18 protein-coding genes are annotated in these 21,602 nt (G+C 50.4%); 4 read left to right on the top strand and 14 right to left on the bottom strand.

The features are described 5' to 3' along the window. Window positions 1–100: 100 nt before the first annotated feature. The 3 genes from ACR6Z4_RS23070 to ACR6Z4_RS23060 all read right to left on the bottom strand — a co-directional run bounded on the left by ACR6Z4_RS23070 (window position 101) and on the right by ACR6Z4_RS23060 (window position 3,037). The gene (locus tag ACR6Z4_RS23070) at window positions 101–1,648 is read right to left on the bottom strand and encodes an ABC transporter ATP-binding protein (RefSeq protein WP_479719679.1); all 1,548 of its coding nucleotides are present in this window, start codon (window positions 1,646–1,648) and stop codon (window positions 101–103) included. Further along, window positions 1,645–2,682: a BMP family ABC transporter substrate-binding protein gene (locus ACR6Z4_RS23065; RefSeq protein WP_479719678.1), complete on the bottom strand. Its 1,038-nt coding sequence runs from the start codon at window positions 2,680–2,682 to the stop codon at window positions 1,645–1,647. The genes ACR6Z4_RS23070 and ACR6Z4_RS23065 overlap by 4 nt, the downstream gene beginning before the upstream one ends. 121 nt (window positions 2,683–2,803) lie before the next feature. Beyond that, window positions 2,804–3,037: a hypothetical protein gene (locus ACR6Z4_RS23060; protein WP_479719677.1), complete on the bottom strand. Its 234-nt coding sequence runs from the start codon at window positions 3,035–3,037 to the stop codon at window positions 2,804–2,806. A 5-nt stretch (window positions 3,038–3,042) separates the two neighbouring features. Here ACR6Z4_RS23060 and ACR6Z4_RS23055 point away from each other — a divergent pair, with 5 nt between their 5' ends. Further along, complete coding sequence (locus ACR6Z4_RS23055; RefSeq protein WP_479719676.1) at window positions 3,043–3,222, top strand: hypothetical protein; 180 nt, start codon at window positions 3,043–3,045, stop codon at window positions 3,220–3,222. After that, complete coding sequence (locus ACR6Z4_RS23050) at window positions 3,219–4,574, top strand: GTPase family protein (protein WP_479719675.1); 1,356 nt, start codon at window positions 3,219–3,221, stop codon at window positions 4,572–4,574. Before ACR6Z4_RS23055 ends, ACR6Z4_RS23050 begins: the two co-directional genes overlap by 4 nt. A 161-nt stretch (window positions 4,575–4,735) precedes the next feature. On the opposite strand, the gene ACR6Z4_RS23045 is transcribed toward ACR6Z4_RS23050, so the two are convergent. From ACR6Z4_RS23045 to ACR6Z4_RS23030, 4 genes are all read right to left on the bottom strand, one after another. Next, a complete protein-coding gene (locus ACR6Z4_RS23045; protein ID WP_479719674.1) occupies window positions 4,736–6,718 on the bottom strand; it encodes a CHASE2 domain-containing protein in 1,983 nt (660 codons plus the stop codon). 287 nt (window positions 6,719–7,005) lie between these two features. Beyond that, window positions 7,006–7,995 (bottom strand): M48 family metallopeptidase, encoded by a 990-nt coding sequence (locus ACR6Z4_RS23040; protein WP_479719673.1) that lies wholly within the window; start codon window positions 7,993–7,995, stop codon window positions 7,006–7,008. A 189-nt stretch (window positions 7,996–8,184) separates the two neighbouring features. Further along, window positions 8,185–8,637, bottom strand: coding sequence for a hypothetical protein (locus tag ACR6Z4_RS23035; protein ID WP_479719672.1), 453 nt, complete (start codon window positions 8,635–8,637; stop codon window positions 8,185–8,187). A 92-nt stretch (window positions 8,638–8,729) separates the two neighbouring features. Then, window positions 8,730–9,401, bottom strand: coding sequence for a potassium channel family protein (locus tag ACR6Z4_RS23030; RefSeq protein WP_479719671.1), 672 nt, complete (start codon window positions 9,399–9,401; stop codon window positions 8,730–8,732). A 480-nt stretch (window positions 9,402–9,881) separates the two neighbouring features. Between ACR6Z4_RS23030 and ACR6Z4_RS23025 the strand changes: the two genes are divergently transcribed. Then, window positions 9,882–10,151 (top strand): NfeD family protein, encoded by a 270-nt coding sequence (locus ACR6Z4_RS23025; RefSeq protein ID WP_479719670.1) that lies wholly within the window; start codon window positions 9,882–9,884, stop codon window positions 10,149–10,151. A gap of 151 nt (window positions 10,152–10,302) precedes the next feature. Here the strand turns inward: ACR6Z4_RS23025 and ACR6Z4_RS23020 are convergent, their stop codons facing one another. The 7 genes from ACR6Z4_RS23020 to ACR6Z4_RS22990 all read right to left on the bottom strand — a co-directional run bounded on the left by ACR6Z4_RS23020 (window position 10,303) and on the right by ACR6Z4_RS22990 (window position 19,237). Next, complete coding sequence (locus ACR6Z4_RS23020; RefSeq protein WP_479719669.1) at window positions 10,303–12,345, bottom strand: cation:proton antiporter domain-containing protein; 2,043 nt, start codon at window positions 12,343–12,345, stop codon at window positions 10,303–10,305. Window positions 12,346–12,485: 140 nt separating this feature from the next. Then, the gene (locus ACR6Z4_RS23015; protein WP_479719668.1) at window positions 12,486–13,142 is read right to left on the bottom strand and encodes an HAS-barrel domain-containing protein; all 657 of its coding nucleotides are present in this window, start codon (window positions 13,140–13,142) and stop codon (window positions 12,486–12,488) included. Between the two features lie 190 nt (window positions 13,143–13,332). Beyond that, window positions 13,333–13,527, bottom strand: coding sequence for an NAD(P)H dehydrogenase subunit NdhS (locus ACR6Z4_RS23010; protein ID WP_479719667.1), 195 nt, complete (start codon window positions 13,525–13,527; stop codon window positions 13,333–13,335). 112 nt (window positions 13,528–13,639) lie between these two features. Beyond that, window positions 13,640–14,017, bottom strand: a complete 378-nt coding sequence (locus tag ACR6Z4_RS23005) for a DUF423 domain-containing protein (RefSeq protein WP_479719666.1) — start codon at window positions 14,015–14,017, stop codon at window positions 13,640–13,642. A gap of 226 nt (window positions 14,018–14,243) precedes the next feature. Then, window positions 14,244–14,801 carry a sporulation/spore germination protein gene (locus tag ACR6Z4_RS23000; RefSeq protein WP_479719665.1) on the bottom strand — a complete coding sequence of 186 codons (558 nt, stop codon included), beginning with the start codon at window positions 14,799–14,801 and terminating at the stop codon, window positions 14,244–14,246. A gap of 7 nt (window positions 14,802–14,808) precedes the next feature. After that, window positions 14,809–18,246, bottom strand: coding sequence for a CHAT domain-containing protein (locus ACR6Z4_RS22995; protein ID WP_479719664.1), 3,438 nt, complete (start codon window positions 18,244–18,246; stop codon window positions 14,809–14,811). Beyond that, window positions 18,182–19,237, bottom strand: coding sequence for a DUF928 domain-containing protein (locus ACR6Z4_RS22990; protein WP_479719663.1), 1,056 nt, complete (start codon window positions 19,235–19,237; stop codon window positions 18,182–18,184). Before ACR6Z4_RS22990 ends, ACR6Z4_RS22995 begins: the two co-directional genes overlap by 65 nt. Window positions 19,238–19,714: 477 nt before the next feature. Between ACR6Z4_RS22990 and ACR6Z4_RS22985 the strand changes: the two genes are divergently transcribed. Next, a complete protein-coding gene (locus tag ACR6Z4_RS22985; protein WP_479719662.1) occupies window positions 19,715–21,520 on the top strand; it encodes a SpoIID/LytB domain-containing protein in 1,806 nt (601 codons plus the stop codon). The last annotated feature ends 82 nt before the right edge of the window (window positions 21,521–21,602 follow it).

The following is a 21,602-nucleotide window of genomic DNA, read 5'->3' as shown; positions in this document are numbered from 1 at the left end:
TTACAGAATATCCCGCTGGCATTGACCGTAAATGATATTTTTAATTGGCTACAGCTTGCTTAACCAACGCGATCGCACCAGATTCCGTAGGGGCGCATAGTTAAGACGTCACCGACGAACTACCCAGCCCGACCATCAGTTGCCCTAATAGTTCCCGATTGGCTTGGGCGATCGCCAATGTTTCCACCAGCCTGCCCATAAACATGACTGCAACCCGATCAGAGAGCGCCAGAATCTCATCCAATTCCGAAGAAATCAACAACACTGCCATTCCCTGACTACGCGCCGCAACGATGCGCTGATGAATCAGTTCGATCGCGCCAATATCAACCCCACGCGTGGGCTGACAGGCAATCAAAAATCGGGCACCGCGCGATAATTCTCGTGCCATGATCAGCTTTTGTTGATTGCCGCCAGACAGCGACCCTGCCGGATAGCGGGGGTTAGCCGGACGAATATCAAATTCTGCAATCAATCGCTCCGCGTGACGAGCGATCGCACCCTGCCGCATCAGCCATCCCTGAGCAAAGGGCGGTTGATAATAGGTACAGAGTGCCGCATTATCGGCAACAGAATAGGGCTTAACAATGCCATTTTTTGCTCGATCTTCCGGGACATGCGCCATCCCCAATTCAATTCGTTGACGTGGCGTAGCGTGAGTAATATCCTGTCCCAAAAATTCAATCGTACCGTGAGCGACAGGGCACAACCCTGCCAACGCATCGGCTAATTCCGTCTGACCGTTGCCTTGAACCCCGGCAATGCCCAAAATCTCTCCGGCTCGGAGCGTAAAATCGACCCCATCTACCGCCCTGTGGTGGCGATCGCTCATGACGTGCAAACCACTGACGCGCAGGATCGGCGCACCAACTTGCAAGGGTGGCTTTTCTACTTGCAAAATCACCGTCCGCCCCACCATCATTTCAGCCAATAAAGCTTCGGTGGCTTGTGATGGCTTGATTGTGCCCACCATTTTGCCCTGACGCATGACAGAAATGCGATCGGCAATTGCCAAACCTTCCTTCAATTTATGTGTAATCAGAACAATCGCTAACCCCTGGTTCGCCAGCGTTTGTAGCAATTCAAACAACTCCACCCCTTCAGAGGGCGTCAATACAGCCGTAGGTTCATCTAAAATCAGAACTCGGGCACCGCGATAGAGCGCCTTGATGATCTCTACTTTTTGCTGCACCCCCACCGGCAGATCGCCGACGATTGCTTGCAAATCAACGTTGAGACTGAGTTGCTCTGCCAGTTGTCGAATACGGCGTTTGGGGTTGTCTTGATCCAGCGCACCCAATGCCCCTAACCAACGAAACGGCTTATGGACTTGCTCAACACCCAAGACAATATTCTCTATCACCGTAAATACGGGCACCAGCATAAAATGCTGATGCACCATCACAACCCCCTGGCGAATCGCATCTCTGGGATTGGTGAGGCGAATAGGCTGCCCCTGCACCCGAATCTCCCCGTCATCGGGTTTTTCCAAACCATAGAGAATGTTCATCAGCGTCGTTTTACCGGCACCATTCTCGCCCAGTAAGACATGAATTTCGCCTGCTTCTACGCCAAACTCGACGCCATCATTGGCTAACACGCCTGCAAAGCGTTTCGTAATCTGGCAGGCTTCCAACGCCAACGTCACGACGCTGAGACCCCCGTAATGTTAGGGTCTGCCTGAATTGCAGCTTGTGCTGCCGTAACGCGATCTTTGCAGTCCTGTGAAATCTGGCTCTCCCAGTCGTGGTAGGGGGCAAGCCCAACTCCATCATTGGCGATCGCAAACAATTCCACACCCGGCTTTAACGTACCCGTGGCAAATTCTTTGACCGCTGTTTCCGTCGCCACGTCAATCTTTTTGATGGCACTGGTAATCAACACATCCTTCACTTCAGGATACGTAAAATACTGATCCACATCCACACCAATTCCCTTTTTGCCAGCTTCTTTCGCTGCTAACAAGCCTCCATTGCCCGTGTTGCCACCCACCGCAAAAATCACATCAGCGCCCTGGCTAATAAAGCTTTGCCCCACCGATTTACCCGTAGCCGGATCATTAAAATCAGGGATGTATTGATTCAACGTCACGATGTCAGCCTTGACGGATTTAGCGCCCGTTTGAAACCCTGTAACAAATTTCACCACAGGCGGAATTTCCATCCCAGAGACACTGGCGATCGCATCCGTTTCACTCACACAGGCGGCTAACACCCCAGCCAGATAACCGGCTTGATCTTCAGCAAACATCAAACTGGTAACATTCTTCAGATCCGTGGTGTAAGGATCAACACCATCCTCTCCCGGTGCATAGGCATAGTCAATGATGACGAACGTTGTCTCTGGATATTTCTTCGCCATCGCTGCCGTAGCGTCGCCCATGAGGAAGCCCACCGTGACGACTAAATTTGCACCTTCCGAAATTTGCGTTTCGATATTTTTTTCATAATCACTGCTAGCTGTAGAACTAACATAGGCAAACTTTAAACCGGCAGCTTCCGCACCTGTCTTCGCACCTTTGAGCGTATATTCATTAAACGACTTATCGTTTTCTCCACCCGTATCTAAAACCACACCGACAATCTGCTCAGTTATCCCTTCAGAGGGTGATCCGGTCGTATCGCCAGACGTTGGCTCAGAAGAACCGCAAGCCGTAACCAATACCACGATCAGAGTGGTCAAAAAGGCTAGGATGAGAGCAAATTTTTTACGCATTTCTAGATGGAATCGATACAGTAGGGGGCTGCAAATTTTAAGATTTTAGGAGATGAGAGAAAAAACGCAACGATCAAACCCTAGCCTACTACTTTTGCCCTTCTTCTTGAATGTAGTTTTGATACCAGGTTTGCAATAAATTTTCCAATTCCTCTTCAGAACAACACTCTAGCAACGCTTCAAATACTTCGAAGAGTTTGGCAGCACTATCTCCCAGCATGGGACTCAACCCCCACACATCTTGCACCCAATCTTGGGGACGTTCATCCTCAAAAATTAACCGTTCTAACAATTGTTTGGCTTCTATTTTAGAAATAGCCATCGGGGTTGTCCTTTGATATCGCTGCCTTTCAAGCATATCAAGCCGCGGTAACGGGTACGCGATCGCTCTGTTTATCCAACGGAGAACCCCAGTTGATTGCAGGACGACAAACGCTAGAATCGCTATGGATAGCCACTGTTGTGCAACGGTTGTCAGTATTAGCAATGATTGAGCGATCGCCATGACTCACCCCAATGATGCAGACTCCCCTCAGACTGACGATTTACTGCCAGATCAATCGACAGAAGATCAATCGACCGATGTTACGTCTGCTGATTCGTCGCAGTCCCCGGATGCATCCTGGATGGGGCGGGTGGGGGGTGCCTGGAATAGCGTTACCAGCCGATTAACGCAGGTTTTGCCCGTTGACCAGGCGGCAAAGACCATTGTCCAATGGTTTAGTGTGAGCGAAACCCAGGTTGCCGAAATCTTGCAAACCATTCGGGCAGAATTACCCACCACAGAAGCCGTGCTCATTGGCAAACCCCAGGCTGGAAAAAGTTCCGTTGTCCGAGGGCTGACGGGAGTTTCAGCAGAAATTATAGGACAGGGGTTTCGTCCCCATACACAGCACACAGAGCGCTATGCCTACCCGTCCGCAGAGCTACCGCTATTGATTTTTACAGACACAGTAGGGTTGGGTGATGTCAATCAAAGTACAGAGGCAATCATTCAAGAATTGGTCCGTGATCTCGACCAGCAAACTCGTCGTGCTCGGGTATTGGTGTTGACGATCAAAATTAATGATTTTGCCACCGATACCTTGCGGCACATTGCCCAGGAATTGCGCCAGCGGTATCCCGAGATTCCTTGCTTGCTGGTGGTAACCTGTTTGCATGAAGCTTATCCACCGGAGGTTGTCGATCATCCTCCCTATCCCCCCGACTACGACGCAATTCAACGCGCCTTTGATGCCATGCAAACTGCTTTCAAGGGCTTATGCGATCGCACATTATTAATCGACTTCACGTTAGAAGAAGATGGTTATACTCCTGTGTTTTATGGGGTTGAAGCATTGCGAGATGCCTTAGCAGACTTACTGCCGGAAGCAGAAGCCCAGGCGATGTATCAGCTGCTTGATCAGGGCATCGGAGCCGAAATTGGTACCCTTTATCGGGATACAGGACGACGGTATATGTTGGCGTTTGCTACGATGGCAGCCGCGATCGCCGCTGTTCCCCTACCCTTTGCTACAATGCCTGTACTAACAGCCTTACAGGTGTCCATGGTGGGATTGTTGGGCAAGTTATACGGACAGACACTAACCCCATCGCAAGCAGGAGGCGTCGTCAGTGCGATCGCTGGCGGCTTTTTGGCACAAGCGATCGGGCGAGAATTAATTAAATTTATTCCCGGTTTTGGCAGTGTCATTGCGGCGTCTTGGGCAGCTGCCTATACCTGGGCATTGGGTGAAGGAGCTTGCGTTTACTTTGGCGACATATTGGGCGGCAAGAAACCCGATCCGCAAAAGATTCAAGCCGTCATGCAAGAAGCATTTAAAGCGGCTCAAGACCGATTCAAAAACAAACAAAGTTAGTATAGCAATCCTAAATCAGTTGTGAAAGCGCCCGCCCTTCGGGCGGGCGCTTTCACAACTGATCAGGTTCACAAATCAAATAGGATCGCTTATTACATAAAGCATAAGGTGTGGTGTGAGAGCCGCGCTCTGCGCGGCTCTCACACCACATTAAATAATAGTTATCCTTTATTCAGGTCGTCGAAGCTACTGAGCGATCGCAATTTTTCGTGAAGTTGATGGTAGAGGGTTGGGTCTTCGCCTTTTAGCCCCACCAGGCTATAGAGTTTCACTTTATTGTCGCCCCGTCCCTTCACCTGATGAACCCCAATATCAACCACGTCTACTTCATCTTTAACGAGTTCGTACAATGATTCAGTGATTAAAACATCCGTCCAAAATTTTCGAGTCAGCCCTTCAATTCGGCTGGCAACATTAACGGCATCCCCAATCAACGCATATTCTCGCCGACGAGAAGAACCAATATCTCCCGCGATCGCTTCTCCATAATTAATCCCGACCCCATTAAATAAAACGGTTTGTCCAGTCGATTGCCAATAGCGTTGTAACTCCATCAGCGCTTGCCGCATTCCCAACGCTGCCCGGATGGCATTCATACAATCGGCTTTGGGACCCTGCGAAATCGGCGATCCAAACTCTGCCATAATCGCATCCCCAATAAACTTGTCCACCGTCCCTCCGGCTTCCAAAATCGCTTCCACCATAGCGTTGAGATAGGCATTCAACTGCTCCACCAATACTTCGGGTTCAACCTGCAACGAAAAGGTTGTGAAGCTACGGATATCACAAAAGAGAACAGCAGCTTTAACCCGTCGCCCTTTTAACAGCGATTGAAAATCGGCAGAATGATGCTTGAGAATTTCCTGGACAATCGGGGCAGCAACGTAGCGTTCTAGGGTTTGCCGCAAGCGATATTTTTCCAATTGGTTGTTGATGGTGTTTGTGGTCAGGCAAGACAAACCACTCAGAGCGATCGCCACAATCGGAATCGTAGTTGGCAAAATTAATGCACCATTGATCAGACTAATGCCACTAATCGTTCCCCAGACAATCGCTACGCCTAAAAAGCTAAGAAATTGTAAAATGGGGCGCTTCATCCAGCGGTTGAGCGACCATCCCACACTCACCGTTCCAATGAAAATTAACAATCCTTGTGCCCCAGTATGGGGAATTGCCTCCTTAATATTGCGTTGCCCCAGCAGGGTTGCGATCGCATTGGCATGTAATTCCACTCCCGGCATGGTTTCCGAGAAAGGGGTGGCGACAAAGTCTTGAAAAAATTCAGCCGTAGTCCCAATCAAAACTATTTTGTCGTTGAAGGTCTCATTTTTCAGCTGAAGTGCCCAGTTGGTTGGGTCTAAAACATACCAAAACGGAATTCTAGGAAAGGTGGTGGGTGGTCCATAGAAGTAAATCGACCCGTGTAATGAAGCCGGGTCAGGATAACCCGCTGCGCTCAATGTGGCTGCCGCAAATGAAACGGTTGACTGATCCAACCCTTGAGGACTCAATATCCTATCAATAAAATGATCCGGAAGTTGATAGACACGCTGATCGGCGTCGGGCAAAAAGTTGATCAGCGCGAAGGGAGCATCATCGGTTTGAAATAGAGGATTGGGTGTGACAATTTGCCCCATCTCTCCAGCTTCTGGAGTACCCGATGTTTCGTACGAACTGGCAAGTACAACGCGATCGCCATATCGCTGTAAAACTTGTTGTAACTGCGCGTCATCCTCTGCCCCATAGCTACTCGGATCGATCAATAGCACATCCAACGAAACCGACTTCGCTCCCGCTTGCATCAGTTTCTCAATGACAGCCGCATACGCACGGCGTCGCCAGGGCCACGATTGGATAGGATTGAGTTCTGGATAGCGATCGGGATGTGCCTGATAATTTTCACCCTGTGCCAGCGACTCTTGATCCATTGCCAGAATCACAATTTCACTGGGGGGTGCGACCTCGCCCCTTAACCGAAAAAACAGCTTTTGCGACTGCCGTTCCATTGCCTGCACGGTGCCTAAGTTGCTGGCAGTGGCGATCGCCCCTAACAGTGCCCAAACGCCAATCAGCGAATAGTTGAGGACACTCCAGTCAAATTTACGAGCTTTGCGAGACGGTTGATTATAAGTGATACGTTTCATGTGCGGGTGTGGCGAAACAACTCGCCCCTGAGTATGGTATGCACTAGCTGTCATGCACCACAGGTACCTTATTTTCACCCAAGTCCCTCAAAACGTAACCAAAACGTGATGAGAAGCAATGATTTTTCCGGGCTGGGTCATCTTGCCCCAGAGATACAGCCATTTTCAATGGATTACGCCACAGATTTTTTGTTGTGTGCCGCACGGAGCGCGGCACACAACAAAAAATCTAACCATATTCAAGCGCGAAGTGCTGTGAGATGACCCAGCCTTGGCATAGACACGCCCTATTCGTTACCCGAACGCGATCGCCGAATGCGATCGATTTCTCGTTGTAGTTCTTCGACTTCTTGCCGCAGCGTATCCACTTCCGCCGGATCAGGAGGTTGAGTAGGAGGGGTCGTACCCACATCAACGGCTCCCTCTCCAGTCCGACGATAATTGCCTGCCCGGATCTGACGATAATCTTCCGAGTTTGCCCAGTCTTGCAAATACTTCACCCGTTCAACATTAAACGGATGAGAAAGAAACACACCTTCAGACAGGTTGTTGTAGAGCAAAAATTTATAAACCTGATTCAGCCCATCTTGATCGAGGTTTTGATAACGCTCTGACTGCCGGACAAATTCGTTGAGGCTGAGTTCGTTCGCATATCGAGAACTGCCGCCCGCCAGTTTCATCATATTGTGTAGCACTGGATTGATATCATCCATGACTAGCAACGCAGCGCGATCGGCAGACAGTTCTGCTTTCCGCAGCCATTCATAAAACGCCAGAATCAAGCCCGAACTCACCAATCCACTCAGCCCAAACGTCATCCCTGCCAACCCAGAAATGATCAAAATTGCCCAGCTTGCCATCTGCGTCAGGGTGGTATGCCCGCATTTGATATGTCCCAATTCATGGGCAATGACAGCACGGATTTCGGTTTCACTGAGCAAATCCAGTAAACCCGTATTCAAGACAACACAGGGACGCTCTTGCCCCAACGCATAGGCATTGACGACGGGTGATTGCGACACAAAAAAGGTCGGGTCGGGATGCACATCCAAATCGCGCAAGCACTCCCGAAAGATGTGATAGAGCGTCGAATATTGCCGGGGTCCCACTTCAATGTAGTTACCCATAAAGTAGACATACCGGGGGCGCTCATAGATAAATTCGACAAACTTACGCGCCACCAAATCAAACCCTGGAACACTGCGGAGGGTTTGTTCTGCTTGATAGTCAAGGGGATGACGAAAGGCTTCGCTAGAAATTCCGGTGTAGGTTGGCATAGGTTGAACGTGAGGATTAAATGGGTAGGTCTCAGCCGTGGGTCAGGCAAGATGTCTTTTTTTACCTGAAGATCGTGAATTAAATAAAACCGAAGATTTATGTATGGAAGCGCGGCTCCGCCGCGCTTCCATACATAAACTTCCAGAGGCGAACGACTGTTCGCCCGTACAACACATCATCGACGCTATTTAATTCCCATTCCTAAGGTAAGCGTTCATGGTGCGAATTGCCTCCTGATTCAGCCAGAGGTCTAGCCGAATTCGCTTGCCCGAGGTCAACATCAGGTAAGGGGTTGAAATCGGCGTTCTAGATGACCAAACATCAATCATAACAATGGCTCGAATTGTTGCCAGAGGATAGTGTCGCACTCTGGAACAGAGAAAGCGTTGCTCTATCGTCAAACGTTGCTGAGCTTTGTCAATGGTGTAGGTGTTGATGACAGCACTATCAATCATCAAAGCAAGATTGAGGCTGGCTACAGTGCCGAGAAAAACATAAAAAGTAGGAGCAGAGGTCATGAACCAAAACAACACCCCTAAGCTGACAGCCATGAAGATAGCCACATACAACCACCGGGCTGGAGACGCTTGCGTTCGAACCAGGAGATAGGTGGGTGTTTGTTCAATGATCTGAGAACTCATATAGCAGTCCTAAATGAGTTGTAAGATAAGCGGCTTGTGAGAGGTACACCCCGAAGAGGTATGCCCTTCACAATCTATCTGGAATTGCTGTGTCAACTTTGAACGAAATCAATCATCTGGTGAATTGCGCCGGGCTTGGTCACCATCAACACGGTCGAATCTTGTTCGAGGACGGTATTGCCATTGGGAATTACCAGATCTTCCTTCGCATGGGATTGATAGCCGATGATTAACGAACCCTTGGGAAAGCGATGATCTTGGGCGATTTGGGCAAGACTCAGCCCGACCAATTTAGAATAACCAGGGATCGGCAGCTTGAGGACTTCAATCTGGTTTTGCTCGAAGTGCATGATCGACTCCACTTGCGGATATTCGATCGCATTCACCATTGTCGAAACAGCTAGATCGATCGCATTTACAATCGAGGTTGCTCCCGCAATGCGATAAGGTTCTGCAAAGTCTCGATGCCGCATTCGCACCAAAATCTGGGAAACACCATAGTATTTTGCCAGTGCCACCATTGCCAGATTGAGCGCATCTTCACGCAGCACTGCCGCAACCGTATCGGCTTTGCGAATGCCAGCTTCGACTAAGACATCGGTGCTGACGGCACTGCCTTCAAACACCATCACCCCCAACTGTTCGCGGGCATACCGACAAGCCGTCGGGTCTTTATCGACCATGGCTACGGTGTGTCCCAGGTCAACAAGCTGTCGTGCCAGGTTTAGACCAATGAGTCCGGCTCCTCCAATCAAGATATACATACGCTGTGACCTTGCCTTACGAAGATATCTTATAGCGTTTTCTAGGGGTTGATGGGTTGGGAACAAGCGATCGCGTTACTCCGCGAGGTGGGTTCACTCATCTCCGTGCCGCTTCTGGGAGCCTGGCGCTCTGTCAGCCGTAATGTTACGGAATCAGATCATCAGCCCTTGAGTCTAGTGTTGCAAATACCAAATTTTGCAACATGGGGGGTTGGGGGCTTCGCCCCCAAGAAGGGGTGGAACCCCTTCACCCCTTACAAAACTTTCGTTTTGCTGTACTAGACCAATCATCCGAGGCACATTTCATTAAAACTTCATGAAGTTCAGTAAATCAAAACTTCTGAAAGCCCCAGATTTTCGGGTTTTGTCCATTTTCCCCGAGTGCCAGTTAAGAGACTGTCCGCAGAATTGCGTAATCTATCGATGAATTTATGATTAATTGATCGAAAGCTCCTATTAGACATCCCCAGGATAAATAAAATGTCTAATTTACTGACCCTGTTTACTGGATTGGCTCTGAGTCAACTCAATCGTTATCAAACAAAATCGAAGTTCGATCCGAGCTCTAGCTATCTAGAAGGAGAAGCCGTTGTTGATGAAACTATTCAACCCGGACGGACGGGACGGGTGCATTTTCAAGGGTCTTGGTGGTATGCCCGGTGCGGTCAAAACATCGTGCTAGCCAAGGGGGTGGTTGTGAGAGTCATTGGTATCCACAACATCACCCTGTTAGTAGAACCTGCTGTTTGATAGATACGGCTTAATATGGCTATCCCCAATGGGTTGTGAGAGGCGCACCCCTTCGGGGTGCGCCTCTCACAATCCGCTTATCTTTTAGTAATAGTTAACGGTTCACGAAACAGCATGGTAGGTCACAGCGATATAGCGGCTAGCCATATCCTCATCCGCTATATCGTTGTGGTTCGCCCAGAATGATCACAGAGCAGGTCAAACGCTTGACCAGTTCGGTTGTAATCGAACTGATTTCGAGTTCGCCAAAGCTGAGCCGCCGCCGTAGCGATCGCAACACGACCAAATCAAACGAACTGGATGCACCGGCAATCGTTGCCACCACATCGTCTGCCGGAATCACGCGGACTTTTGTCTGGCTAGCGGGAGAATATTTCGTCAAAATATCTGTTAACTGTGCTTCCAAGCGTTTAATGCGATCGGGGGGATAACGGCGATCGCACACATGCAATAACGTCACTCCCGCCTGATTTGCCCCGGCAATAATTTCTGCAAACCGAACCGTTTTCACGGCTTCGGGGGTGAGATTTTCGACGGGTACCAAAATCTGGCGAAAATTTTGAGGCGAGTCGAGCAAGCGGGTGACTGCAACCGGGCAATGAGACGCCCACAACACACTCTCAATCACATTGCCAAACAACCGCGCCCGAAAACCCGTCATTTTTCCCCAACCCATAACAATCAGGTTGGCATTTTGTTCGCGACTGGCACGGCTGATACCCTGAGCAATATTGTCGTCAATGCGCAGCAACGGATCGACTTCAACCTCCAATTCTCGACTCAAATCGACTGCATTTGCCAATAGCGTCTGGCTACGAGTTAAGCCTCGTTGTAGCTCTGGCGCATCCATGTGCATATGGGCGATCGTAATGGCTAGGGGCACAACTTTTCCAGACTGCTGCTGCACCAATAAAGCTGCCAACGCCAATAGATCGCGCTCGGTCTGAGGATTGTAAACCGGCACGACAACCGTTAAAGATGTTTCGGTTGGGTCTTCATCCCAATTAAACAGGGGGATGGCATTGTCCATGGCAGTTGTGGCTGGCAGCAAACCGACAGCACTACGAGCCGTAATCACAGGCCCCAGAGTGGCGGTCACCATCATCAAGACAATGACGCTATTTAACACCTCTTCGGTCAACAGTCCGGCTCGATAGCCCACCAGGGTTGCCGCTAGAGTCGCCGCGACCTGGGGCAACGACAGCGACCACATGGTGATCAGCTCTTGCCAGTTATAGCGATAGATCAGTTTGGCTAAAAGGGCGGCACCAAATTTGCTGCAAATTAGTCCCGCGACGATCGCCAGCGTCATGCCGATCGCTCCCAAACTTTGGATAAACGCAGGGACATCAATCAACAATCCCAAATCTACAAAAAAGATGGGGATGAATAGGACATTGCCGACAAACACGACTTTTTCTTTAACAGGTCCTTCGCCGATCGCACTGTTAACTGCCAACCCTGCCAGAAATGCCCCGACAATTTTTTCGACCCCAATCAGCTCAGCACCGAGCGCCGACACAAAGACCACGAGCAACACAAACAAAAACTGATTGCCTTCTTCATCGCCCGAACGCCGAAAAATTTCGCGCCCCAACCAACTAAAGCCAAATAAGACGAAAGCGGAATAGATCACTAACGAGAGGATCAGCGTGAGCAGATTGAAGGGGGTAAAATCTCCCGCATGAATGCCGATGCAAATGGCAAGCACCAGCAATGAACCAATATCAGTAAAGATGGTCGCCCCAATGGTGACCGTTACGGCTTCGTTTTTGATCACACCCAATCGACTGATGATGGGATATGCCAATAGGGTATGGGATGCAAACAATGAACCAATTAGGATCGAGGCATTCCAACCAAACCCAAAGAGTCGTCCAATAATCGTGCCTGTAATTAATGGCACAGCAAAGGTCAGTGAGCCAAACCCCAGCGATCGGTTTTTGGTGGCTTGAAATTGCTCCAGATCAATTTCTAACCCGGCAACAAACATCAGGTAAACCAAACCAATGTCTGACAACAGTTTCATCGTGTCAGACTCGCTTTGCAGGAGTTGCAGCCCGTGAGGTCCCAGGCATACGCCAGCTGCCAATAACCCCAATAGACCCGGTAGTTTGAACCGTTCAAATAACAGCGGGATAATGAGAATAACGGCAAGCAGGATGGCAAAAGAAACAATAGGTTCTAGGTGCATAAAAACTCTATGGATCTGGAAACGGACGCAGTTGAGCAATCTCGTTCCAAACAATAGGGTGTTTATGGGCTTGCTGTAAGTCTCTCTATAGAAAGATTTTTTGGGGCGATCGCCCCCTTTATACCCAATAGAGACTCGATTTATAAGTGAATCTGGCTGAGAATCACCCTTAGCCGGTCGTAATCGTCTTTTAACAACAAACTAATCATTCGCCCTGCTTGCACCAACCAGGTGCGATCGCCGTTACGGAGTTGATAAATTTCTCGAATAGCAGCGGCTGTTAACGCATCGACTGCGGCACCATTGACCTGCAACAGGGTGCGTAAAAAATCTAAGGTTTCGCTGAAATAAACCACCTCATCCGGTTCGCAATAATAGACTGCCTGATGCACTTGAGGGGGTCGCGGTGGCAAATGTTGATAGACCGTGCTGGTTTGGCGTTGACTCTCGGCAGGCGGAATAAAGCCAACGATCGCAGCTCGAAACTCGGTCTTTAGCATGGCAAAAATCTGGGGTTGCTGTTCTCGCAACTCTTGCAGCGACAACCCTAACGCTCTTGCCCGATGTACCGAGTCAATCGGCGCAGTGGTGGCATGGTAGACTACGGCATAAATCTGATTACCCGACTCTTCATCCTGCGACTTGACCCAACTGCCAAAGGGCGGCATGACCGCAAACGTCAGGTCATCCGGCTCCAAACATTGCGCCAAAACTTCCGTCGTCGAAGTTTCAATCACCTCGGCAAAGTGAGCCGGATGGCGAGTTGTAGACGTGAACTGGGGTAACGGCAAACGCATAAGGTCAACAGTACGGCTTGGGTTTGATACCACGATTGTCTAAGTAGGGTGCTAAGGATCGTGGACTGAATAAAACCGAGGATTTATTTTTTGAAGCGCGGCTCTGCCGCGCTTCAAAAAATAAACGTCCGGGTTTTAATTAATTTGTGATTCTAAGTGCCCTACCCAGACAATTATGGCGTGCGTTTTCTTATTTCTTCTTGCGTCCTGCGGTAGCATCAACGGGTTCTAGCTCTTTCAGACGAAAGGTAATGAGTTTATCCCAGTTGCCGCCTTCAAATAAAACGGCAGCTTTGCCATCGCTAATGCGTTGGACGAGGCCTTGAAACCCGTAGTACGTATCATCGGTGTTGATTACTCGAACGGCTGAACCTGGAAGAATCATGGTAGTTTACGTGATTGGGTGAAAATTCGGCTAAAGATCCGTCTGTAAAAAGATTAGACCAATTTTCGGCAATCGTGGCAGTTTGAGGGGTGATCGGGCGACTGATTTTTCGTTATTTGATGTTCAAAGCCGCGATCGCCAGACATCCCCAACCCACCATAAAGGCAACTCCACCGATCGGGGTGATTGCGCCCAACCACTTGATACCGCTAAAGCTGAGGGCATAGAGGCTCCCTGAAAAAATCAGAATGCCGCTAACAAACCCAATCCCCGCCGCGTTGAGCCAGGGTTGCCCTGCTTCTGCTCGACTCAACCACATGGCAACCAGCAATAACGCCAGGGCATGATACATCTGGTAGCGTGTCGCTGTTTCAAAAATCTCTAACGCGCGATCGCTCAATCGATCTTTCAGCGCATGAGAACCAAATGCCCCCGCTGCCACAGATAAGCCCCCCAGAATAGCGGCGATCGCTCCAAAAAATTGCATCATTCTCAATCGTTACCTATGGCAATTCTCAATGCTATGACGTACACATTGTGGTGTTAGACCCGCGCTCCGCGCGGCTCTCACACAATAACCGTAATCTATCCAGGCACGAAGCGCTATAGCCACGGTTGCACATCCTATTTCAAATTAAACGCATTCATCTCGTTACCCCAATGTTTTGAGAGGGTGACGGCGAAGCCGTCACCCTCTCAAAATAAATAACATGACCTTACAATGCGATCGCCTCGCCCCGTTCCGTAAATTTGACCTCTTGAATCCCCCAATCGGGATTTTTCAGCAATGTTTCTCGCAAACTGCCAAATAAAGCAAATTGTTCGCACGACGAAAGGGAAATCATTTTCCGGGACGCATTCGCAGGCAATCGCAGGTCAACGGTGGCAATGCCATTGTTGACCTTAACCCGATAGCCAGAAATCGGAAAATCAACCGTACTAAAGTTTTCTAAGACCTTGCCAACAGCTCCCTCGATGGGGCGATCGCCCGATACCTGTACCTGTTGCGGCACCAGGTTTTCGCATTGGCTATCGGTTTCATAAACCGTCACAGTCACCTGATCTGCTGGATTACTGGTGGTCGGGCTGGGTGTGGCGGAGGTAGAATCAAGCGGCGCAGGGGTAGCAGGCGTGCCTGAAGGTAGAACAGACGAAGACGGACTTGCAGAGGGCGTTTGGGCAGATCGGTCACACCCACTCACCGTCATCGCGGCAAAGCCAGCCAGCACAGCGATCGCAACCGATTGAGCAATAGATTGAGCAACACGAGTCATGAGTTCCTTATAATCCATTCCCAATCAAAATAAACGGTGCCCAATAATACGGACGATCGACATAGGTGAGGCGTTCGGGGGCGACGGTTAAACCCAGCGCATCATAGTCGCCCGTAATCAAACTGATCTGTGCCTGTTGCAACGCTTCGGTTTTAGATAACCCCTGTTCTAACCCAGCATAAAACGCATTCATCAACAGTTGGGTGCCGCCATCATCCACTGACCAGAGGGAGGCGATCGCCGCTCTGGCTCCGGTGCGTTGAATCTGGTAGCCAAACCCTAAAATTTCTTCCCCATTACCGAGTGCCCCGCCAACTGCCGTTTTACAGGCACTTAACACCACTAAATCGACATTTTGCAATTGCCAGGTTGTGATGTCGCGCAGGGTCACGCGATCGCCATCGCCCAACACAATAAACGAATCTTCTGGGTTTCCAGGGACAAACTCTGCATGGGTCGCCAGATGAATCACATTGTGATCGATCAAGCGCGGTTCTAACTCAGAGCGTGTGAAATCATGGTTAAACAGCTCCGTTGTATTGGGCACTTCGGCAGCAATATTTTCTACCTCAATCGCTGCAAACGGTAGCCCACCAAAGCGAAACTCGCGAGTGCCGATCTGAAAACTCACACTTCCCTGCGTAAAGGCTGCTGCCAGCACCCGTAAATCGGTCTGCGGTGGCGTATCAAATTCGCTCAGAGACAGGGCAGTAATGTAGTTGATCTGAAACCGTTGAATCAACCATTGCTGGCCGTCATGCAGCGCTGCCAGCGGAATGTAGCGGAGTTGTCCGTCGGGGGCATAGAGAATGGTATCTACATTCGCCTGTGCCAGATCGGCTTCAATCGGCTGAATTAACCAGCGATACAGGTTTTGTGCCTGAGGCAGGGAGTTTGTCGTGCGATTGGTAAGTGCAGATCGAAACTGGAGAATGGCTCGGTTCAAGTCTTCCCGACCGACGGGCACGGTTCGCCGGATTGGGGGAGCGTTGGGTGTGACCAATACAAGTTCCAACCGATCGGGCAAGATCAACGGATAGAGCAGAACGGCATTGAGAGCCGTCAAATTATCTTGCAGGGTCGTGAACTGCGCCGGATCGATGCTCTGCCGTCGAGTCGAACGACTTAATTCGTCTACGGCTTCCAGGACTTCAGGGCGATCAAGAAAATCATAAAAACTTAGCGTCAAGGTTTGCTGATTGGCAACCAGTTCGGCTAAGCGTTGCTGTTGGGCTGGAGTGCGTTGAGCTTGCGGAATCTGAGACAGTTGGGCTAATTCATGCCCCTGAGCGATCGCCTGATCGTATAGGTCTAAAATTTTCTGTTCCGGCTGCCAATACTCTAACCCTTGTGCTGTTTGCTCATTGCCCCGCACATCTCGCAGATAATCATCCAATTCCTGAACTTTGAGTAAGTCCAAAACTTGCTGGGCTTCGAGTACCCGATCGTCTTGTAGCAACAAATCTGCCAGGTTGCGATAAGTGGTGGCAACCGTCTCGGTGTACGATGCCTGGAGTTCGGGCGATAGTCCGGTCAAGTCTTGCCGAATCGCTTCACTCAAATTGACCGAGCGTTTGTAAAACAAAATTGCCAGTGCCGATTGCTGTTGGGCTGCCAGCAACCGCCCCAGATTGCTAAATGCCAGACGTTCCCCCGCGCGATCGCCAACCTCCTGAAAAATTTCTGCTGCCTGATGATAGGTCTCCAGCGCTTCCGGAAACTGGTTGAGAGATTCGTTAACCAGCGCCATGTTATTCAACGTTGCCGCTTCCCCCGCGCGATCGCCAATCTCCTGTCGAATCGTCAGGGCAGACTCAAGCGCGCTCAGTGCCTGGTCGTACTGGGTTAGCCGATGGTAAATCACCCCTATGTTATTCAAGGTGTAGGCTTCACCATTGCGATCGCCCACCTGCTGTCGGATTGCCAGCGCCGATTGGTAGTAGTCCAACGCCGCTTCTGATTCTCCCTGAAGGGCATACACCAAACCCATATTATTCAACGTGCTGCCCGTTCCCGTGCGATCGCCGATTGTTTGCCGAATGTCTAAGGCTTGCTGATAGTAAGTTAGCGCTTGATCATACTGCCCCAGGGTGTAATACATCCCTCCCAAACTGTTGAGGCTGTAGCCCTGACCTCTGCGATCGCCAATTTCCTGCCGAATCGCTAGCGCTTGCTGCTCATACTGCAATGCCTCAGCATAGGTACCCCGGCTATAGTAAACGCCCCCGATATTACTGAGAATGTCGCTTTCGCCAGGGCGATTGCCAATAGTTTGATTTAACGTCAACGCTTGGTGATAGTAGGTTAACGCCGAATCATACTGACCCAAATTCCAATAAATCAATCCAATGCTGCCCAGGCTAACGGCTTCACCCTGGCGATCGCCCAGTTGCGATCGCAGTTGCAGCGCCTGTTGATAAACCGTCAATGCTTGATCGTAATTGCCCAATCGAGTGTAGATGCCAGCGATATTATTGAGCGTACGTCCGGCTTCTGCCACATTGCCAATGTCTTGATGAATTGCCAGCGCTTGTTGATAGATCTCTAGCGCCTGAGCATAGTCCCCCAGATTGTCATATGTCACCCCAATGCTGCTGAGAACCCGCGCTTCAATGTATCGACTGCCAGCTTCTCGGCTCAGATCTAAAGCACGTTCATTCCACTCCAACGCCTGACGATAGTCGCCCAGGGCATCGTACACAATCCCGATATTATTCACCACTCGCGCTTCGACGGCTTGATCAGAACCCGTTTGCACTAACGGCAATGCCTGTTGATGCAGATCCAATGCCTGCTGATAGTCGCCCTGGCGACGGTAGACCACGCCCATATGATCAAGCATTTGTCCTTCGAGGGCAGTATTGCTAATGGCGCGACTCAGATCGAGGGCTTGCTGATAGTACGCTAACGCCTGCGGATAGTTGCTGCGGCTGTAATCAATCACACCCAACTCACCCAGGCTCAACCCCTGCAAAGCAGGATAGTCAATCTGCTGGGCGATCGCCAGAGCCTGGTTAGCCGCATCCTCAGCTTCAGAATAACGTCCCAAAATCCGAAAACACACCGCCATATTGTAGAGTGTTTCGCCCTGTTGCCGGAGCGAACGATCAAGCGATTGATACACCCCCCATGCTTGCTGATAACTCGCCAAAGCCTCTCGAAACTGACTCTGGTGAAATAGCTGGTTGCCTTGCTGAAATAGGCGATTGGCAGTAGAACGAGAATTGGGTTGAGGTGTGGGTTGCGCTAAAGCCACTGGCAGCCCCAGCCCAGGTAACAGCTCAAACGGCATCCCGGCAACGTTAGCAATCGCCAACAATAGAGCCGTCGAAAGCCAGCGCCAGCTGCCTGACGATGGATAGCTGGTTGCACTATCTCTCTTAGTCTGAAGGGATAATGGCTCCTGACGAATTCGATTCTGACGCATCAGGATGACTCTCTTCATCGGTTGACTGGGGCGAGGGGGCAGGAGTAGGCATGGGGATTGCTGGAACCGGACGATCCAACGTTCGGATATCTGGAAGGTTGTGTGCCCCCGTCTGTTGGGGATTGGGTAGGGTATTCAGCAGAGGCGCACCCTCGGCTGGAGAGGTAAGCAACGGTTCAGCCGCAATCGCCTCTAATCCTACATCAGTCAGAAAGGCTTCCCATTGGGCGATCGCATCCGCATTCTCAGGATTTTCCTGGCGCAGGGCTGCCAGATCCATCAAGCTATCAAACCAGATGCCCGAGGCAGCATACAGTGTCGGACGCTCCGCAGGGGTTGCCCCCGCTAACGCCTGAGTCAGAGTCTCATCGGCGGCAACACGCTGCACCCAGCCTTCGACATAAATGTCACTACTGCGATCTTGCGGGTCTGAAACAATGGAAAAGAACCAGTGATAATCTTGATCAACCGCTAGCGGCAGAATAGACCCGTCTGTAGGCAGGGGAATGTTTAAAATTCCAGACTCACTCGGCAACGTCACCAGGGTTCGATAGATCTCGGTGTAGTTGGCATCAAACAAGATAAACTCTGCCGTCAGCCCATCGGTAGGAGGAATGTAGAAGAAAAAGCTGGGATAGTCAGCCAGGGTCAGACCCAGATTGGTATCGGGAATCAGAGCGGTCAACGGCTGACCTTCAATAATGCTGGCTCCCCGTGTACCACCGCCCTCTCGTCGGCCTGGTAGCCCCCGATCGGGTGGCATATAGCCTCTGGTATCGGGATTGCTCGATGCCTGGGCGATCGCCCATCCCCCCGAATGCATGAAGTGGTTAACCAGGATGGGGTGGTGTCCAGAAGTGGCGTGTAAAGGAGTGACCTGTCGGGGAGTAGCAGGGATGGGAGTGGCGATCGCAGGAATTGCTAAGAACCCCAACCAAACTCCAGATCCACCTGCAAGTATCATCTTTCCCAAACCTGGGATTGCCCCATTTACCATATGTCTAGCCATTGTGTTGTTCCACCCTTTGCCCTGCACTATAGAGCTATCCTAAGTAGTGCAAACACTTCATCGCTCATTTATTGATCTTAGACTCAATCAAAACGAACCCAACAAAATACGGCGATTTGGTATAAAAATTCCACAAATCATCCGGTTAAATCTATCGAGATTTGGCTAGTATTAGACCGGAGCCTCGAATTTTTTGCCTTCACTTCTTTAGTAACTGACAAACGGTTTAAAACTGGGTATCAAGGTAAAATTCTGATCCAGGGGTATCACCTGTACGACTTAATGGTATTAGAGTCCGCCGCCTTATCCTTCCCTTAACCCATTTAGTTTATGCTTCCAGTGTTTTGCTGATGGGTGTGAACGGTTCGCTCAGCGAACCGTTCACACCCATCAGCAAAACAGCAAAACGGCTCCCCGATTTTGCAACTAACCTTTAACGCTGAAACCTCCCTTCAGTCTTTTGCGTCGGAATACAGCATGAGTAAACAGTCCCAATCTGCGACTCCTGGCACAATTGACCTCGTGCCCGTTTCGCCTACCTGTCTTAAACGATCGACTCGAATTGGGCGTTTGGCTGGGATAGCCCTGGCTACAGCCTGTGCGGTTGGCTTAGCGGCTGAACCTGGAACCGCTCAAGACTTGCCCGAACCCAATTTAGACGTGGGTATTGTGCAGCGATTTGGCACCAACCCAACCGATAAGATCACCGTCGAACCGCTATCGGGCGATCGCCTCACCCTGGAGTTTCAAACGGGTGAGCAAAAGCAAACCGTCAATACAACCGGCTCGGTCAAAATTGAAGTGTCTGCCCAACCCCTGCCCGAACCTGCGGTAGTAGAACGGGTAGTTTTGAGCACCCATCGAAGTTTTGAAAGCGCTGAAGATAGTGCTGTTCAATGGCGATCGCAGGGAATTGACGTCGAAATTGCTCAACCCCGGCAATGGCAGGTCTGGGCAAAACGCGATACCTACCGTACCCCCCTGTTGCGGCGGCTGTTGATGCAAAACATTCAGTCGCATGGCTCTAACACGGCATTTTTAGATAGCCAGATCCAACGCCAAATTCCCAAAGCTGCCTTTACCGTCGAGGGATTCCGCTATCAACGCGACGACCTCAGCATTAGCAGTGGCAATCGTCGGGTCTACGTCACCCTCAACGATGATGCCAGCACTCGCAGCCTCTATGCGGGTACCTTGCGCCTGCAAACCAATGCCTATGGCAACTATACGCTGGTCAATCGAGTCCCCTTAGAAACCTATTTACGCGGCGTTGTGCCCCACGAAATTGGTGTGGGTGCCCCGCGTACGACGATCGAAGCCCAGGCAATTTTGGCACGAACCTATGCCCTGAGAAATTTGCGTCGTTTTGCTATCGATAACTATCAACTCTGTGCGGATACCCAATGCCAGGTATACGAAGGCTTATCAGGGACTGCCGAGGTAACCGACCAGGCGATCGCTGCCACACGCGGGAAAGTGCTGACCTACCAAAATGAATTGGTAGATGCTCTCTATTCCTCGACCACAGGCGGGATTACAGCCCCCTTCAGCGATGTTTGGAATGGTCCCGATCGCCCCTATCTGCGAGCCGTTGTAGATTCTGTGCAAAATACCTGGAATTTATCCCGAGTGAGTTTGGCAGATGAACGCAGCTTCCGCAGTTTCATTAGCCAAACCGAAGGCTTTAATGAAGTCGGCTGGGATATGTTCCGCTGGCGGATTGAAAGCTCGTTGCCCGAAATTGCCGCAGATTTGCAGAAATATTTGCAGAGCAAACAACACCCGCTGGCAAATTTTAGCCAGATTACGAGTTTAGAAGTAACCGAGCGATCGCCTGCCGGACGGGTACGCCAGGTTAAAATCCAAACCGATCTGGGGTTGGTGACGTTAGAAAAGGATGAAATTTTGCGGGCACTCTATGCGCCCAACAGCACTCTATTTTACGTAGATCCCATTTACGAAGAACTGCCTCAACCTCCCACCTTAGACACCCAGGCTCCCTCCCCCGATCCGCAGGCATTAGACCCCCAACAACCCCCTGCCAGCAATCCCCAATCTCCCCTTAACCCTGCACCTGCCAGGATTGTCAAAGGCTATGTTTTTGTGGGGGGTGGCTTAGGGCATGGGGTTGGCATGAGCCAAACCGGAGCCTATCATCTGGGAGACTTAAACTGGACGAGCGATCGCATCCTTAGTTTCTACTATCCCGGTACCCAGGTCTTGCCCCTGAGCGGCTCGATCGTCTTCTGGCGCGATCCCAACCCCCTGGCTTCTACCCCCTGAAGATCCCATATCAATTTACTCTAATTAAGTTGAGAGCGTGCGACGGCTTTGCCGTCGCACGCTCTCAACTTATTATGTTGCC

Source organism: Calyptranema fuscum S582 (genome assembly GCF_055793305.1).
The sequence above is the reverse complement of the archived record's forward strand: the minus strand, read 5'-3'. Positions and strand labels throughout refer to the sequence as shown.